Here is a 16,986-nt window from a genome sequence, read left to right as displayed (position 1 = left end):
TTTGTTTGCCAGGATCATTGGCAAAATTAGTGCACTTACCATTCTGCAATACGTAAACTTCATTAACGACAAGCCCATTGGCAGAATTAAGTATGCACTAAATTAATTCCGCCAACAGGTTACGATAAGAAAATAGTAAGGTCAAAACCGCTCATTGGCTACAGGACACACAGCTACATTCAACAAGTCGACGAAATCCCATAAGAAAGCTTATGACAAAGCGTGGCTACAACATAAGTTAACGCTATTTTGTTGCGCAATACATTTATTTTGCTTAATTCTCCACATGTCAATCATAAAACATTCCTAATGGCGGTCATCAGAGATCTACTTCAGAAGGCCCTAACGACCGATTTGGGTTTAATATAAGGCAACAGACACTTCTATATCGCTATAGTGAATGTGAAGCGAAGACCACCATCAGGGTTGTTGCGCACGTTAACAGTACCTTTGTGAAGTAGGATAGCGTTTTTGACGATGGCCAGTCCCAAGCCCGTACCGCCCATCTTGCGGCTGCGTCCCTTATCAACACGATAGAAGCGCTCGAAGAGCCGCGAGAGATGTTCGGGCGGCACCCCTACTCCATTGTCGCTGAAGACAAACGTCCAGTAATCGGTATGGCGCTCGGCGGTGATCGTGATCGACGTACCCTCGCCGGCATAGGCGATGGCGTTGTCAGTGAGATTGCGAAAGACACTGTATAGCAGTGACTGGCTGCCTTTGACGATAAGCTCGCCAGGCAGATAGTTATGGAATGTCATATGGCGTTGCTCCAACTGCAAGGCTGTCTCCTTCTGGATGTTCTGCACCATCTCGGAGATGTTCACGTCTTCGAAGTTCTGCATGTTAGGTGCATCGTCGAGCCGGTTGAGCGTGGAGATGTCGCGGAGCAATGAGGTGAGCCGTTCGCTTTGGGCATAACAGCGTTGGAGAAACATCTCCTTGGTAGGAGCATCGATATGTGGGTTCTCAAGGATTGTTTCGAGATAGCCCTGAATACTGGCCACGGGCGTCTTGAGCTCATGCGCCACGTTTTGCGTGAGCTGTCGCTTGAGAATGTCCTGCTCGCGCCGTGTGGTCTGCAGACGCTTATATATCTTGATGATACGCTCGGCGATCTCGCCCAACTCATCGTCGGGGAATGCCGCGAGGTCCTCAGTCTCCAAGCTCTCGTTGTGGTCGGCACGCGAAGCGAAGATGCGGAGCTTGGTGATGTTTGTACCCAAGCGGTTGACAAAGCGGTAGAGCACGAGGGTGAGCAACACAATGATCACCAGGGCAAACCAGATGAAGTGCTGATCAGCCTGCAAAGTCTTCGCCAGATTGTTGTCGTAAGGCAGAGCCGTGCGCACCACGATGCCGTCGCTCTTGAAATAAGTAGCAGAGTAGAAATACTCGCGGTCGAGGGTACTGCTATGTCGCGCGAGCGACGTGCCGTGTCCTTGTCGCAGAGCCTCCTTGATCTCCGGGCGCGAGGCATGGTTTGGCATTTGGGCATAGTCGCGCCGGAAATTGTCGTAGAGCACACGTCCGTCTTTACGCACGAGAGTCACACGCAACTCCTTGTTGTTGAAACTTTTCACGAGAGCCGTCAGTGTATTGTCAACCGGCTGCCGCTTACCTTGTACCTCCTCATGTATCTGTGCATTAAAGCTCTCGAGCCGCGATTCCAGCAGCCCTATCTTGTATTGTTTCTCCCTGGCCTGCTGAAAGACGATGAACGCCACGGCAAAAGCTAAGAAGAGAGACAGGACCGTCAGATAGAGCTTATTGCCGACAGAGATAGCTTTCACCTTACAAAAATATCTATCCATTAACACAAACCATTATAATGGGACGCTATGTCCCAAACCACATACCCTTTAAGCGTCGAAATAATAGCCGAAGCCCAGTCGTGTGACGATGCACTTGGCAAAACGCCCGATCTTCTTGCGCAGACGCGTGATGTTGACATCGACCGTACGGTCGAGCACGAGTACGTCCTTGGGCCATACCTTGTCGATGAGCTCCTGACGTGAGAACACACGCCCTTTCTCCTCAAGCAGAAGATGTAGCAACTCAAACTCGGTCTTGGTAAAGGGCACGTCCGCACCGTCGATGCTCACCGTCTTCTTGTCAAGGTTCATCTCCAATCCCTGATAACGCAGCACGGCAGGCTCCGCGCCCTGTCGTTCAGAGGTACGGCGCAGCACGGCGCGCACGCGCACGAGTACCTCACGCAAGGAGAACGGCTTGGAGATGTAGTCATCGGCTCCAAGGTTGAAGCCCGTGACCGTGTCGTTCTCGGTGTCGCGTGCTGTAAGGAAAATGATAGGCACGTTGGCTGTCGAGGGATTGACCTTGAGTTGTTTGGCCATGGCGAAACCCGACATACCACCCATCATCACGTCGAGCAGCAAAAGATCAAAAGAAGCTATATCGAGTTTCAGCGCATCCTCGGCAGAATTGGCCGTGGTGACCTGATAGCCTTCGGTCTCAAGATTAAATTTGAGAATCTCGCAGAGGTCGTCCTCATCGTCGACGACCAGTATCTTGTATTTCTTTTCTTCTTCCATTGCTTATTGATGTTATATTGCAAAGATAATCATTTTTTCTGTTTTACATCCCAGTCATGCCTTTTAAAGCAAAATTTTCCCCACGACATTAGAAATGAGTCATAAACTCGATAACGATCTTGTCCTTCTCTGATGTTTTGGGAATACCGTCCTTGCGATAGAAATATTTCTCGTAGTTGATACGGATATCGGAGATAAAAGGCTTGGCAAGACTCAGCGTCACGCCTCCTGTCAGACGGTTGCGCTGATAGTCAGTGGTAACCATGTTGCCGTTGTCGTCATATTTCGTACCATCACTATGGTCAGTCATGAAATCGTAACGAACAAGCGGTGACACCTTTCTGATCAAGCAACGCTTGTCGCGAACCGGAATGTCGTAATTGGCAAAGACATCCACGGCATGCACATCTTTATATAGATGGTGGGAATATCTCTTATATAAATACTCCACTTCACTGAGAAACGGTCCACGGTGATAGGTCAGTCCGCCGTCGTACATCATAATCGTATTGTGGTTGGGGGTGATCTTCTGCGCACTGAGAACCAGATCGGTATGAAAGGGAAAGAAGAACTGCACCTTGGAGGAGAAATTCGCACCTTTGGTCCAGTAGTCCTTCTGTCCAGTCAGCCCCGAACCATTGAAGAGTCCAGCCTGTACACGAATGGGGAAGCCCACATGGAAATCATAGGCTGCCATGGCTCCTACGTCACGCACATTGCCCACCTGCTTTGCGATGAAGCTGCGGTTGGCAAAATACTGCTGGTCGGGCGAACGGTGGGCATCGATGGTAAACGGCACACGCATCTGTCCTATGGTGAACTGGAAATAGCGCCAGGGCTTCAGCCGCGTGTAGGCATCGAGCATCTTGATGACGCCCTCATCGCAAAGGTCGATCTCTGCCTTGTACTCCACCTCGGGCATCAGCTTGCCGCTGACACTGACACGTGCCGTGCGAACCTCAAAACGTCCCTCACCCTCTGAAGTCTGATATTCATACTTACCGCGCAACGTGCCATGCACCTGCGGTTGGGTGTTTACTTCTTGAGCCGGAGCCGACCAGACAGCCAGCAAGCACAGCACAAGCGACAGAATCTTTTTCATACGTGTTGCATTCTTGTGTTTACGACCGCAAAGTTACTCTTGTCATGTTTAGAAAAGGTGACACAGATGTTACAAAGACGTGACAATAGCCATTGAAACAGTTTCGTAATATCATTGTAACAGATATGAACAATATGTGTTAGAGATAATTGGTAATTTTGCAAGCAGAAAGGAAACGAGCATATCAACTTACAATCATATGAAAGCAAATAAGAAAGAGTTACTGGAGAGAATTACAAAGATGTCTAAGAAAGGCGGCAAACTTGAGACTGCTGTCCTGACACTGGCATTGCAGAAGCTGGACAGCGAGGACTTCGCCTTTGACGAGGAAGGTGTCTACAACACCGACCACACCCAACTGGTCTATTCACGCGGTGACCGTGAGGAGGTCAGCGTGCCGGCTACCGTGCAGACAATCGGCGAGATGGCCTTTGCCCGCAAGAAACATCTGAAGAAGGTGACATTGCCCAAAGGCTTGAAGACAATTGCCCGCGAGGCTTTCGCTGACTGCGATGCCCTGGAGAAGATCGTGCTGCCCGCCAGCGTGGAGACGGTCGAGCCGTATGCTTTCAGTGATTGTGACCGATTGAAGCGTGTGGTCTTTGAGGGTGCACCGAAGAAAGTCAGCCGCAAGGCCTTCGAGTCCTGCGATGAGCTGCACGACATCTCTGTGCCCGACGACATGGTCAAAACGCTGCGCAAGGCACTGCACCTCAACGATGGCGACATCAACTACCTGGTCGTGGGACACAACGAGGACAACAGCAAAAAACTCAAAGAGGAGAAAAAGAAAGGGAAAAAAGAAGAGAAAGCTGCCAAGAAAAGCAATAAGGCCGCTAAGAAAGACAACAAGAAATAGACCATTCTCAGCCACAAGCATCAAACAACATAGCACCATGACAAAGGAAGACAGACTCAAGAACCTCTACGTCAAACGCGACGTGAGCTGGATGTATTTCAACCACCGCATCCTGCAGGAAGCCAAGAAAGAATACGTGCCTCTGTTGGAGCGACTGTCGTTCTTAGGCATCTACTCCAACAATCTCGACGAGTTCTTCCGTGTGCGTGTGGCCTCACTCAACCGCATCCTGGCCAGCAACGACGTGGATAAGCGCACTAAACAGGACGTGAAGCGCACGATCAAGACCATCAACCTGCTCAACGAGAGCTACAGCAAGGAATACACCGAAGCCACACGACAGGTGTTCCGCGAGCTGGAACTCCACAAGGTCAGAATGGTCAACGAGACGCAGCTCAACGACGAACAGAAGAAATGGCTTGAGAATTTCTACTACGACAAACTCAACGGTTCGACAAACCCTATCTGGCTCAGCGAAATCAAGGATCTGAGCACCTTGGAAGACAACCGCATCTATCTGATCGTAGAGAAAACCATCATCAAAGATGCACGCTCGAAATATGCCATCATCAAGGTGCCCGACAAGACATTTGGACGCTTCATTAAGATACCAGCTTCCGACGGATACGACAACATCATGTATCTCGACGACGTCATCCGATTCTGCCTGCCATTTATCTTCATCGGACTCAGGCCGAGCTACTTTCGCGCCTACAGCTTTAAGTTCACCAAAGATGCCGAGATGGAGGTAGACAACGATGCCGACTACGGTACTATGGAGCGTATCGCTATCGGCGTGGACAGCCGCAAACGCGGTGAACCTATCCGCGTGCTCTACGACCGCGACATGCCACAGAGCATGCAGAAAAAGATTCTTGAGCGCCTCGACATCCGCGAACTCGACACCTCGCTGGCCAGCGGACGCTATCAAAACCATAAGGATCTGATGAAGTTCCCCGACTGTGGACACGACGAATTGAAATATCCTAAATGGAAGCATCTGATGAAACCGGAGTTTCTTTCTGAGCAAAGCATTCTGGATCTCATCCGTGAGAAAGACCGGTTTATCCATGTCCCCTACCACAGCTTCGACGCTTACATCCGTGTGCTGCGTGAGGCGGCACTGAAGCCAGAGGTTAAAGAAATCAAGACCACGCTCTATCGGCTGGCCAAGGACTCCAAGGTCGTCAAGGCACTCATCTGCGCAGCCCGCAACGGCAAGAAGGTGACAGCCGTGGTGGAGTTGCTCGCCCGATTCGACGAGGAGAGCAATATCAAGTGGAGCAAGCGCATGCAAGAGGAAGGCGTAAATGTCATCTTCGGCGTGGAGGGACTGAAGATCCATTCCAAACTCCTCTATATCAGCAGCAAGAAAGGCGACATCGCCTGCGTGGGAACCGGCAACTTCCATGAAGGCAACGCCAAGGTGTATACCGACTATCTGATGATGACAGCCCGGCCGTCAATAGTCTCAGAGGTGGCAAAGGTCTTCCAGTTCATCGACCGACCGTTCCAGCAGGTACGCTTTAGTCAGCTGCTCGTCTCGCCCAACGCTATGAAGAACCGTATCCTACACATGTTCGACACAGAGATCAAGAACGCTAAAGAGGGCAAAGAGGCTTGGGCAAAAATCAAGATCAACCATATCACCGATCCCGACGTGGTGGCAAAAATCTATCAGGCTTCGCAAGCCGGCGTGAAGGTCGACATTGTGCTGCGTGGCAACTGCTCACTCGTGCCGGGCATACCGGGTGCGTCGGACAATATCCATGTCGTAGGCATCATCGACCGGTACCTTGAGCACAGCCGCATCCTCATCTTCTGCAATGGAGGAAAGAACAAATACTTCCTCGGCTCGGCCGACTGGATGCCACGCAACCTGCTCAGTCGCATCGAGGTGATGACACCGGTCTATGACGAGGATCTCAAAGAAGATCTGCGACGCACGGTGGAATACGGACTGCGTGACACAACCAACGGACGACTCGTCGACGGAAAGGGTACCGACCAACTGCAACAGGGCGAACTTTTCCGCAGCCAGGAAGAACTCTACAAATATTATTTGGAACACAACGAGTAGAAGACTATCCACATCACTCTACCCGCCCATTTAAAGAAAGAAATATGAAATGTACATTAGCAGCTATTGATATTGGTTCCAACGGAGCCCGTTTGCTCATCAAGGCCTTCGACGACGAGGCTGTCGGATTGGAACGCGTGCGCAAACTGATGTTCGTGCGCGTGCCTCTGCGCTTGGGCAAGGATGTCTTCACGCTCGGCAAGGTGTCGAAAGAGCGTGAGGAGATGATGATCCACATGATGAAAGCCTATAAGCAACTGATGAAGGTCTTTCGCGTCGATGCCTATCGCGCTTGTGCCACGTCGGCCATGCGCGATGCCGAAAACGGTATGAAGGTGATCAAGACGATTAAGAAGGAGAGCGGACTCGACTTGGAGGTGGTCAAAGGTCCCGACGAGGCACTGCTGCTTGTCAACAACCTTGTGGAGAAGACCGACTCCAATGAAGGCAACTTCGCCTACGTCGACGTGGGCGGTGGCAGCACAGAGATCTCGCTCATCCATGACGGCACGCTCGCCGAAAGCCACTCCTATAATATAGGTACACTGCGTCTGCTCTCTGACCGCGTCACTCCTGAAGCCTGGAAAGCCATGGAGGCTGATCTGCAAGGATATGCCAAGCTATACCCCGACATACACATCATCGGTTCGGGTGGTAATATCAACAAGCTGTTCAAGATCAGCAAAGAAAGCAAAAACAAGAAGCTCTCCATCACCGAACTGCAACGGCTCTACTCCATGCTCAAGCCGATGAGCATTGAGGAGCGCATGATCTCGTTCAACCTCAAGGACGACCGTGCTGATGTCATCGTTCCCGCTGCCCGCATCTTCCTCGACGTGAGCAAGCAACTCGGATGCGACGAGATCATGGTACCCAATATCTCGCTTGCCGACTCCATCGTCGACGGACTCTACCGCGACATGAAAACGGCAAAGGTGAAACCATAAGCATAGTCGGAATCTTTATCCACGCATCGTTGCTCCTGATGCGTGGATATTTCTTTTTCCTGCTATCTCCTACCAAAAGAAACTAAAAAGTACTCTTATGTGGTTAAAATAAACTAACTTCATGCAACTTTCCTTTCTTTTTTGCGTCATAATAACGATATTTGCAATAAAATGGCTTTACGATGACTCCATTACGAAGGGTTCCGGGGTCAACGCAATATATGAAACGACATTTATAAATAAAAACAAGATAATATGAAGAAGACTAACATCGCTATTGTAGCTCTGCTCGCCGGCACTATGCTCGTCAGCAGCTGCGCCAGCAAAAAAGACTTGGTGAATTGCCAAACAGAAAATCGTGAACTGACCGCCAACTATCAGGATGCCAAGGAAAAACTCGCTGCCTCTCAGGCTCGCGTCAGCTCCTTGGAGGATCAGCTCGCTCAGGCTAAGAAAGACTACGCCTCGCTGCAAGGATCTCTCGACAAGAGTCTCAACAATGCCAACGCCAACAACATCAACATCTCAAAACTCGTTGACCAGATCAACGAGTCGAACCAGTATATCCGCCATCTCGTGGAGGTCAAGAGCAAGAGCGACTCGCTCAACATGGTACTCACCAACAACCTCACCCGCTCACTGAGCAAGGAGGAGATGAAAGAGGTCGACGTGCAAGTGCTCAAAGGCGTTGTTTATATCAGTCTCGCCGACAACATGCTCTACAAGAGTGGCAGCTACGAGATCAACGACCGTGCCCAGGAGACGCTGAGCAAGATCGCCAAGATCATCACTGACTACAAGGACTATGACGTGCTCATCGAGGGCAACACCGACAACGTGCCTGTTAACACAGCCGCACCATCCATGAAGAACATCCGCAACAACTGGGATCTCAGTGCTCTGCGTGCCTCCAGCGTAGTTCAGTATCTCATTGATCACTTCGGTGTGGCACCTAAGCGACTGACCGCCGGCGGACGTGGCGAATACAACCCTGTGGCCAGCAACGACACAGAACTCGGCAAACAGCGCAACCGCCGCACTCAGATCATCATCACGCCGAAGCTCGACCAGTTCATGGACCTCATCGACAAGGCTCCAGAGGAAAACAACAACAAGTAAGGATCACTCTTATTATTATATAAGGGGGGCTATGCCGCACGGCATAGCCCCCTTTATGTGATTATATCAAAAGACATTTACGCCGTTTCTGGCAACTTGCCATTTTGGTATTCGTATTTTAAGATGAGATACAAATAATCTGGACTCTCTGTATAAAGAAGTGTTCTTGGACTACCATACCACCTCCAAAAGCATCGAACTTGCGTCGGGCCATATGCTTAGCCTGCTTCTGAATATCAGTAAGATAGAAGCCACATCCAAAGTCTTTATAAGGTAAACACTTTGAGATATCTATCTTATTAAAGTCTACATTTGTTCCGTGATATAATATCATGCAAGCAGTCCTCCATTTCTTCGGCACACACTGGCCAAGGCTTCAATAGTATCTTCCACTGGCAAAGTATGCTCCACATCATAATGATCCACTAAATAATGAATACCCTTGCAGCGGTAAAGATAGCTGCAGGCCTGCTGGACAGACAATTGGAAATGTTCCCCAAATGCCCGGATGATCATGTTTATATAAGGTATTCTAAACCTATCATTTTTTGAAGTAGCCATAGACATATTCCTTTTTACTGCAAAAATAAACATTCTATTCGAATGAAGCAAGTCTTTCTCTTCATATTATCCAAATGCCATCATTTTTTCTGTGTGATGCTGTTCGTACATCACCACACAGATTTCTTTGTTCCCAGAGGAGAGCAACAACAAGTAAGGATCACTTCTATTATTATATAAGGGGGGCTATGCCGCACGGCATAGCCCCCCTTGCTCTTTATCTCAAAGAGAATTATTAGTTCTGTTCTTCGAGTTTTTCTATCTCCGCTCTCTCACGGTTGATGATCTCATAGCCGTTCTTGGTCATCTTGTGCACCTTGAACTTGTCGAAGCCCTCACCATAGACACCGATGACATTGGTCTGAGTGACGAAAGCACGAGGGTCGATGTCGTTGATGATCTGGAAGATGGTGTTACTCTCACGGCGTTTGGCCATGATGAAGAGCATCTTCACCTGATGGCCCGTGTAGAAGCCGTGCGCCTCGATGACCGTAGCACCACGATGGGGATAGACCGCGATGCGCGAAGCTATCTCGCGGTACTTGTCAGAGATGATGAAGAACTGCACGCTGCGACGCATGGAGTTGACAACCTGATCGATACAAAACGCGGTGACCATCAGCACCACATAGCCATAGATGACCTGCTCCCAGTTGTGAAGAACAAGATAAGAAGAGGTGATGATGACAATATCGCAGAGCATGATGACACGGCCCAAGGAGATATCGCGGTACTTATTGACGATGGCCGCCACGATATCCGTACCGCCCGTAGATCCGTTATTGGCCAGTCCCAGTCCTACTCCACCACCGCAGAACATAGCACCGATAATACTTGCCATAAAAGGCTGGTCAGCGAGCAGATGGGTACCAACGAGGTTGTGTCGCGCCAAGGCGGTGAGCGACGTCAACACCACCACCGCATAGATCGTTTTCACACAGAACTTCCATCCCAGGATTCTCAGGGCAGCAATAAGCAGGAAAGCATTAATGACGAAATAAGTCACCTGCACCGGAATGCCCGTACCCCAGTAGACTACCGAAGAAATACCCGGCACACCACCCGTGGTGATATTGTTAGGCAAAAGGAATACGTTCCACCCGATACAATAGGAGATCATCGCTATCGTGATCATCAAGTAGTCACGCAACTCATTGATAATACTCTTCTTTTTCATACACGAGACACTAATAATGTTTCTATATCATGACAGTTTCATCTGCTTGCTATCCTTAAATACCCAGTCCACCAGTGAAACTCACGTCCATAGCCTTGCTCTGCATGATGGTAGAATTGGCCGGCACGCTGTGTGTGAGCCACACGTTACCGCCGATAACCGTATCATGTCCGATGGTGATGCGCCCCAGCAGTGTGGAGTTGGAATAAACCGTGACGTGATCTTCAAGCACCGGGTGGCGTGGCACAAGGCGTGAGTGGTCTCGCCGCGTCTCCTCGTTGGGCAACTGGTGGAGTGTGTAATAAGGATTCTCAGTGTGTGCCGCACCGAGTGTGACACCTTGGAAGAGATGCACATGATTGCCAATGACGCAAGTCTCACCGATAACTACACCCGTACCGTGGTCGATGGAGAAATACTCCCCTATCTTGGCACCCGGATGGATGTCGATACCTGTATTGGCATGTGCCTGCTCAGTGATGATACGAGGTATAACAGGGATACCCATCTCATGAAGTACATGAGCGAAGCGATAGTGAATCATGGCATGAATGACTGGATAGGAAAAGATGACCTCACTATGCGAGGACGCTGCCGGATCGTCGTCGAAGATAGCCTCAACATCGGTGTAGAGCAGATGCTTGATGAGTGGCAGTTGTCCGATCAGCTTTAAGGACTTCTCCGCGGCCTCTGCCTCTGCACTGTGCTCATCGCTGCCATCGGCGCAAAGAGCCAATGTCAGTTGCTTGCGCATGAGACTACAGAGCCGCTCCATGTTCACACCAATATGGTAAGAACGGATGTCGCTGTCGATCTGCCGCTTGTCGAAAAAACCGGGGAAGACGATCATCTTCACCAGTTCGACCATCTCACGCAGTGCATCGACCGAGGGTAAAGGCGTATCACCCTGGGGGGCCATCCGACGCTCATCGTCAGAGACACGTGTCATCATCTCCACGCTCTTTAAGAATATGTCATTGTCTTCCATAATATTCGTCATTCGATAAAATAAGTTTGCCTCCCTTCTCATTTCATTGTGGATTCATGCGCAAAGTTACAAGAAATAATTCATAATACGACATTCCGCATTCACAAATTATTGCGTTCTTCCTCATTTTTTGATTCCCCCCTTCAGTTTGTTTTTCCAAAAGCTTGACTCAAATACTACATATAACAAAAAGAGCCAGTCAATTTCTATTTGTAACATAATTGTAATACATGTGAACACTATTGTAATATGTGTTTAAACCACTTGTAATATACACTGATTAACTTTGCGCACAAAAAGAATATAACTTATCATTTATGGAAACAATTTATTTGTGTATCGTCATCTTCCTGCTCTGTTTGGCGGTCTTCGACTTGTTCGTGGGCGTGAGCAATGATGCGGTGAACTTCCTGCAGTCGGCCGTAGGTGCTCGTGTGGCAACATTCCGCACGGTGCTCATCATTGCCTCCGTCGCTGTGGTATTAGGAGCCGTGCTGTCATCGGGAATGATGGACATTGCGCGCCACGGCATCATGATGCCGGCCCGTTATTCTTTCCATGAGGTGATGACCGTGTTCCTGGCCGTCATGGTCACGGATGTCATCATCCTCGATGTGTTCAATTCATTAGGCATGCCCACATCGACCACGGTATCACTGGTCTTCGAGCTCCTCGGCGGTGCGTTCATGATTTCGACATTGAAGATCATGGGCGACCCGAGTCTTGACTATGGCATGCTGCTCAACTCTGACAAGGCCCTGAGCGTGATCATCGCCATCTTTGTGAGCGTGGCGATCTCGTTTGTCGTCGGCATGATTGTGATGTGGATCAGCCGTGTGGTCTTCACTTTCAACTACAAGAAGCACAGCCGCTACGCCATTGCCATTTTCGGTGGCATCTCGTTCACCGTGCTGGCCTACTTCATCTTTATGAAAGGTGTCGGCAACAGTCCCTACGTCAGTGAGAGCGTGCGCGACTATATCAACAGCAACATCAACCTGCTGCTGATCTATACATTCATTGGCTCTACCATCGTCATGGAAGTCCTGCACCTGTGCCGCGTTGACATCTTCAAGTTTGTCGTGCTCATGGGCACCTTCGGTCTTGCCATGGCCTTTGCCGGCAACGACCTTGTGAACTTCATCGGTGTGCCCTTGGCCGGTTTGGCTTCCTATCAGGACTATGCCGCCAACGCCCATGGTGCCGGTGTAGACACGTTCATGATGAAATCGTTGATGGAGAGTGCCAAGACTCCTCCTTTCTATCTGATGGCAGCCGGCATCATCATGATCGTGGCAATGGGTACTTCCAAGAAAGCCCAAAATGTGATCAAGACCTCCGTGGACCTGGCCCGTCAGGACGAGGGCGACGAGATGTTCGGTTCGTCCAAGGCAGCCCGTGCCATCGTCCGTTTCTGCCAGTGGGGCGTGGAGAGTGTCGCACATATCTTCCCCGCTTCCCTGCGCAATTGGATCAACAGCCGTTTCAACGCCAACGAGGTGGAGCTTGTCGATGACAAAGCCGCCTTCGACGTGGTGCGTGCCGCCGTGAACTTGGTGATTGCCTCCATGCTGATCACCTTCGGAACGAATCATAAGTTGCCTTTGTCTACCACCTATGTGACATTCATGGTAGCAATGGGTTCCAGTCTTGCCGACCGTGCCTGGAGCCGAGAGAGCGCCGTGTTCCGTGTCACCGGCGTGCTAAGCGTCATTGGTGGCTGGTTCATCACTGCCGGCGTAGCCTTCATCACCTGCTCACTGGTGGCTCTGACAATGTGGTATGGCGGTATCGTACTGCAAGTGGGCTTCATGGCACTCGTCATCTATCTGCTTTGGCACAGCAACCAACAATACAAGAAGAAGAAAGAACAGGAGGCCAAGGACGAGGACAGCTTCCGCCTGATGATGCGCACCCGTGATCCCGAGCTTGTCTGGGATATGCTGCAGAAGCGTGTGAGCAGCACGCAATGCAATATGAATCACTATGCGCTTGACATGTTCAACAAGATCATGGACGGCTTCACCGGACAAAACGCACGTGAGCTCGGCCGGTGCCGCAAGTCTCTCCATAAGGAGCAGGACAACCTGAAGAAATACCGCCGTCAGGAAATGCTCGGACTGAAGAAATCACCACAGGACATTGCTATCGAGCGCAATACTTGGTTCCACCTCGGCGCCAACTCCGACCAACAGTTCATCTACTGCCTGCGCCGTATGCTGGAACCGGTACGCGAGCATGTCGACAACAACTTCAATCCGATACCCGAGGAATATATCCATGAGTTCCAGCCCGTTCGCCAAAAGGTCAACGACCTCATGCACATGACGCAGGAGATGATCTCCAATGGTAAGTACGACAACTACCGCGACATTCTCTCAGAGGCTGATCTCTGCCGCGACGAGTTGTCAACACTTCGCAAAGGACTTATCGACCATATCCAGCAGTCTACCGGCACACAGATGCTTCAGGTGTCTCTCGTATATCTCAACATTCTGCAGGAGACGGATGAGTTCCTCAATATCATGCGCCACCAGCTGCGTGCTGCCAAGAAGTTCATTGAGAACTAACAGACTCTCTCAAGCCCAAAAGGGCCTTTCCATATTTATTTGACAATTGTGTAATCATTGTAGCCGTGCCCAGCAGAGACTGCCGGGCACGGCTTTTTGTGTCATAGGATTGTAGTACTTACGTCTATCCATTGTAAACACATGGACATCAAAAGGAAACATCTATCTGCTAACTTTGCAACAGATAACAAAAGAAAGGATACAATCAGTAACAATGAGAAAGCTACAAAGGGGAATAGCAGCCACCGTGCTGCTGATAGCCGCCACCACCGCCCAGGCTCAAAGCATCGTCGGACGTGTGGTTGACGCCAAAACAAAAGAACCGCTCATCGGTGCGGTCGTCAGCCTGCAAGGCACTGACACGAAGACTGTCACCGACACCGACGGACAATTTCATTTTGACCATCTCTCGACCACCACGCCTTACACCCTCCTGGTGAAATACGTGGGGTACAAGAATACAACCATTGACGGGGTTCTCTCAAAGGCCTCAGCAGCAGAAGACGTTCTCACCGTCGCGCTGAAGCCTGATGAACAGCAACTGAAAGGAGTCACGGTGACCGGTGTGAAACGAAGAAATACGGTCACGGCCGCCGTGCTCGAAGTAAAAAACAGTCCCGTCATCGTGAGCAACATCTCGGCCCAGGATATCAAGCTCACCCAAGACGCCAACGCCGGCGAAGTCATCCGCCGCGTGCCCGGTGTGAGCCTCATCGACGACAAATTCGTCATGGTGCGTGGCCTGGCCCAACGATATAATAATGTGTGGATGAATGGTGGTGCCGTGCCCAGCAGTGAGGCCGACCAGCGAGCCTTCTCTTTCGACATGATTCCAAGCAACCAGATCGACAACCTCACCATCGTGAAGTCTCCGACGCCGGAATATCCTGCCGACTACACAGGTGGCTTCATCATGATCGATACCAAAGAGATTCCCTTGGAGAATGCCTTTCACGTCTCTGTGGGCGGCAACTGGAACAGTGCGTCTGCCTTCAAGAGTTTCCTTGCCACCAAGCAGAGCGGCACCGACTTCCTCGGCTTCGACAACGGACTGCGCTCGCTCCACGGCGGTATCGACGCTACACTGGCCAACCTCGGAAAGAACAGCGGCGGCAACACCATGTACAGCCTCTCGGACAACCACCTCAACAACGACTGGGCAGTGAAGAACCAACATCCCTGGGGCGACTTGAAGCTCGCTGCCGACTGGAGCCATAGCTGGACACTGCCCGCCGGAAAGCTCGGTGCCATCGCCGCCGTGAACTACACCAACGAGTACCGCGTCTACCGCGACATGCTCAACAATTTCTATGGAGCCTACGACACCGCAAACGACCGCTCCAACCCATTGCGCCTCTCCACCGACAACCAGTACAACCACAACGTACGTCTCGGCGCACTCTTCAACATGACCCTGCTCAGTGCCAGCGGCAAGAACAAATACCAGCTCAAGAACATCTTCAACCAGATCGGCAACAACCGATACACCTGGCGTGAAGGCCTCAGTGCCCAGTCCGAGCCCGAACGCTCGGCAGAATATTACTATCGTAGCAGAACAACCTATACCGGTCAGATAACCGGCCGCCATACCCTCAGTGGCGATGCACTTGATTGGAGCGTCGGCTATGCGTATGCCAATCGCCGGTTGCCTGACCGTCGTAAATACATCCTCTACAACGAGGATGACAGCAAGAGCGACAACTATGTGTGGCTCTATCAAAACGACATCTCGCGCGAGTGGACCTCTCTCGACGAGCACATCGTCTCTGCCAATGTCAACGACGAGCATCAGTTTGCCTTCGGTGACTGGCAACCTAAGGTGAAGGTGGGTGCCTACGGCGAGTACCGCACCCGTAAGTACACCACCCGCAACTTCATGTATTGGTACAACGCCGAAGGCAACAGCCTGCCCAGCGGATTCCGCTCGATGGAGATGACAAGCCTGCTGAGCAATGCCGACAACTACGGTGCCGACAAGCTCTACTTGCTCGAAGATGTCAACAAGATCAACGACTACAGCGGACACAACACACTGGGGGCTGGATATGTCAGTGCTGCTCTCCCCTTTGGCAGACTGGATATCCATGCCGGTGTCCGCTTTGAATACAACCAGATGGAACTCATCTCCAACAGCAAATCCTATGAGACGAGCCACGAGAGCCACTACTATCGTCACAGCGACCTCTTCCCATCTGCTAACGCCACCTATAAGATCGACGAGAAAAACCAAATCCGGCTCAGCTATGGCCGCAGCGTCAACCGCCCGGAGTTTCGCGAGGTCTCTCCATCAGTCTACTACGACTTCGACCTGGCGAGCAACGTAGAGGGTAACTTCAACCTGAAGAACTGCTATATCGACAACCTCGACCTGCGCTATGAGTGGTATCCCAGTCGCGGCGAGATGATATCTTTAGCAGCCTTCTACAAGCACTTCGACTCGCCCATCGAGTGGGTCTATACCATGGCGGGCGGCACCGATGTCATCTACTCCTATGCCAATGCCCGCTCAGCCAACAACTACGGCTTGGAGCTCGACATCCGCAAGAACCTCGCATTCATGGGACTGCCTGACCTGAACTGGAGTTTCAACGGCTCACTCATCCATAGCCGCGTCAACTTTGAGCCGGGCAGCAATGAGGAAAGTCGCGCCATGCAGGGACAGTCACCCTACCTCGTCAACACGGGACTCTTCTACAAAAGCCAACCACTCGACCTCGACATCGCACTGCTCTACAACCGCATCGGCAAACGCATCGTAGGTGTGGGGCGTTCCGAAGGCATGGACAAAAACGTCAAAGTGCCCAACAGCTACGAGATGCCGCGCGATGCCTTTGATCTCACCGTCAGCAAGCGCTTCGGCAAACATGTGGAGCTGAAGCTCGCCGCCCGCGACCTGCTCAACCAAGACATCACTTTCAAACAGTTCACTACGGTGAGCGTAGGCGGCAGCAGCAAGAAAGTCCAGGAGGTCACCCGACGCTACAAGCCCGGGCGCAACCTGCAGGCCACGGTGACATTCAAGCTATAG

General features: G+C 50.9%; 13 protein-coding genes and 1 pseudogene. 7 read left to right on the top strand and 7 right to left on the bottom strand.

What is annotated here, in order from left to right; genetic code table 11:
- Nucleotides 1-106 (top strand): annotated as a pseudogene (locus NG346_RS12155) (IS982 family transposase); the annotation flags it as partial.
- Nucleotides 107-383: 277 nt separating this feature from the next.
- On the opposite strand, the gene NG346_RS12150 reads toward NG346_RS12155, so the two are convergent.
- The 3 genes from NG346_RS12150 to NG346_RS12140 all read right to left on the bottom strand — a co-directional run bounded on the left by NG346_RS12150 (nucleotide 384) and on the right by NG346_RS12140 (nucleotide 3,657).
- Nucleotides 384-1,814 carry a sensor histidine kinase gene (locus NG346_RS12150; RefSeq protein WP_262288796.1) on the bottom strand — a complete coding sequence of 477 codons (1,431 nt, stop codon included), beginning with the start codon at nucleotides 1,812-1,814 and terminating at the stop codon, nucleotides 384-386.
- Between the two features lie 48 nt (nucleotides 1,815-1,862).
- Nucleotides 1,863-2,555 (bottom strand): response regulator transcription factor, encoded by a 693-nt coding sequence (locus NG346_RS12145; protein WP_262278942.1) that lies wholly within the window; start codon nucleotides 2,553-2,555, stop codon nucleotides 1,863-1,865.
- An 88-nt stretch (nucleotides 2,556-2,643) separates the two neighbouring features.
- Nucleotides 2,644-3,657 carry an OprO/OprP family phosphate-selective porin gene (locus NG346_RS12140; RefSeq protein ID WP_262288795.1) on the bottom strand — a complete coding sequence of 338 codons (1,014 nt, stop codon included), beginning with the start codon at nucleotides 3,655-3,657 and terminating at the stop codon, nucleotides 2,644-2,646.
- 241 nt (nucleotides 3,658-3,898) lie between these two features.
- Here NG346_RS12140 and NG346_RS12135 point away from each other — a divergent pair, with 241 nt between their 5' ends.
- The 4 genes from NG346_RS12135 to NG346_RS12120 all read left to right on the top strand — a co-directional run bounded on the left by NG346_RS12135 (nucleotide 3,899) and on the right by NG346_RS12120 (nucleotide 8,662).
- Nucleotides 3,899-4,516, top strand: a complete 618-nt coding sequence (locus NG346_RS12135; RefSeq protein ID WP_262288794.1) for a leucine-rich repeat domain-containing protein — start codon at nucleotides 3,899-3,901, stop codon at nucleotides 4,514-4,516.
- 37 nt (nucleotides 4,517-4,553) lie between these two features.
- On the top strand, nucleotides 4,554-6,596 hold the full coding sequence (locus NG346_RS12130; RefSeq protein ID WP_262288793.1) for an RNA degradosome polyphosphate kinase: 2,043 nt from the start codon (nucleotides 4,554-4,556) through the stop codon (nucleotides 6,594-6,596).
- Nucleotides 6,597-6,640: 44 nt separating this feature from the next.
- Complete coding sequence (locus NG346_RS12125) at nucleotides 6,641-7,543, top strand: Ppx/GppA phosphatase family protein (RefSeq protein WP_262278946.1); 903 nt, start codon at nucleotides 6,641-6,643, stop codon at nucleotides 7,541-7,543.
- Nucleotides 7,544-7,798: 255 nt separating this feature from the next.
- Complete coding sequence (locus NG346_RS12120) at nucleotides 7,799-8,662, top strand: OmpA/MotB family protein (protein ID WP_262288792.1); 864 nt, start codon at nucleotides 7,799-7,801, stop codon at nucleotides 8,660-8,662.
- A gap of 118 nt (nucleotides 8,663-8,780) precedes the next feature.
- Here the strand turns inward: NG346_RS12120 and NG346_RS12115 are convergent, their stop codons facing one another.
- From NG346_RS12115 to NG346_RS12100, 4 genes are all read right to left on the bottom strand, one after another.
- Nucleotides 8,781-8,996: a DUF3990 domain-containing protein gene (locus NG346_RS12115; protein ID WP_262278948.1), complete on the bottom strand. Its 216-nt coding sequence runs from the start codon at nucleotides 8,994-8,996 to the stop codon at nucleotides 8,781-8,783.
- A complete protein-coding gene (locus tag NG346_RS12110) occupies nucleotides 8,993-9,223 on the bottom strand; it encodes a DUF3791 domain-containing protein (RefSeq protein ID WP_262278949.1) in 231 nt (76 codons plus the stop codon). The genes NG346_RS12115 and NG346_RS12110 overlap by 4 nt, the downstream gene beginning before the upstream one ends.
- A 235-nt stretch (nucleotides 9,224-9,458) precedes the next feature.
- Complete coding sequence (locus tag NG346_RS12105) at nucleotides 9,459-10,400, bottom strand: YitT family protein (protein WP_262278950.1); 942 nt, start codon at nucleotides 10,398-10,400, stop codon at nucleotides 9,459-9,461.
- A gap of 55 nt (nucleotides 10,401-10,455) precedes the next feature.
- The gene (locus NG346_RS12100; protein ID WP_262278951.1) at nucleotides 10,456-11,388 is read right to left on the bottom strand and encodes a serine O-acetyltransferase; all 933 of its coding nucleotides are present in this window, start codon (nucleotides 11,386-11,388) and stop codon (nucleotides 10,456-10,458) included.
- Between the two features lie 317 nt (nucleotides 11,389-11,705).
- Between NG346_RS12100 and NG346_RS12095 the strand changes: the two genes are divergently transcribed.
- Together NG346_RS12095 and NG346_RS12090 are read left to right on the top strand one after the other, a co-directional pair.
- Complete coding sequence (locus NG346_RS12095) at nucleotides 11,706-13,958, top strand: inorganic phosphate transporter (RefSeq protein WP_262278952.1); 2,253 nt, start codon at nucleotides 11,706-11,708, stop codon at nucleotides 13,956-13,958.
- Between the two features lie 214 nt (nucleotides 13,959-14,172).
- Nucleotides 14,173-16,986, top strand: a complete 2,814-nt coding sequence (locus NG346_RS12090) for a TonB-dependent receptor domain-containing protein (RefSeq protein ID WP_262278953.1) — start codon at nucleotides 14,173-14,175, stop codon at nucleotides 16,984-16,986.

This window comes from Hallella absiana, assembly GCF_025457485.1.
GTDB lineage: Bacteria > Bacteroidota > Bacteroidia > Bacteroidales > Bacteroidaceae > Prevotella > Prevotella absiana.
Note: the sequence above shows the minus strand (reverse complement) of the source record. Positions and strands in the feature narration are given on the sequence as shown.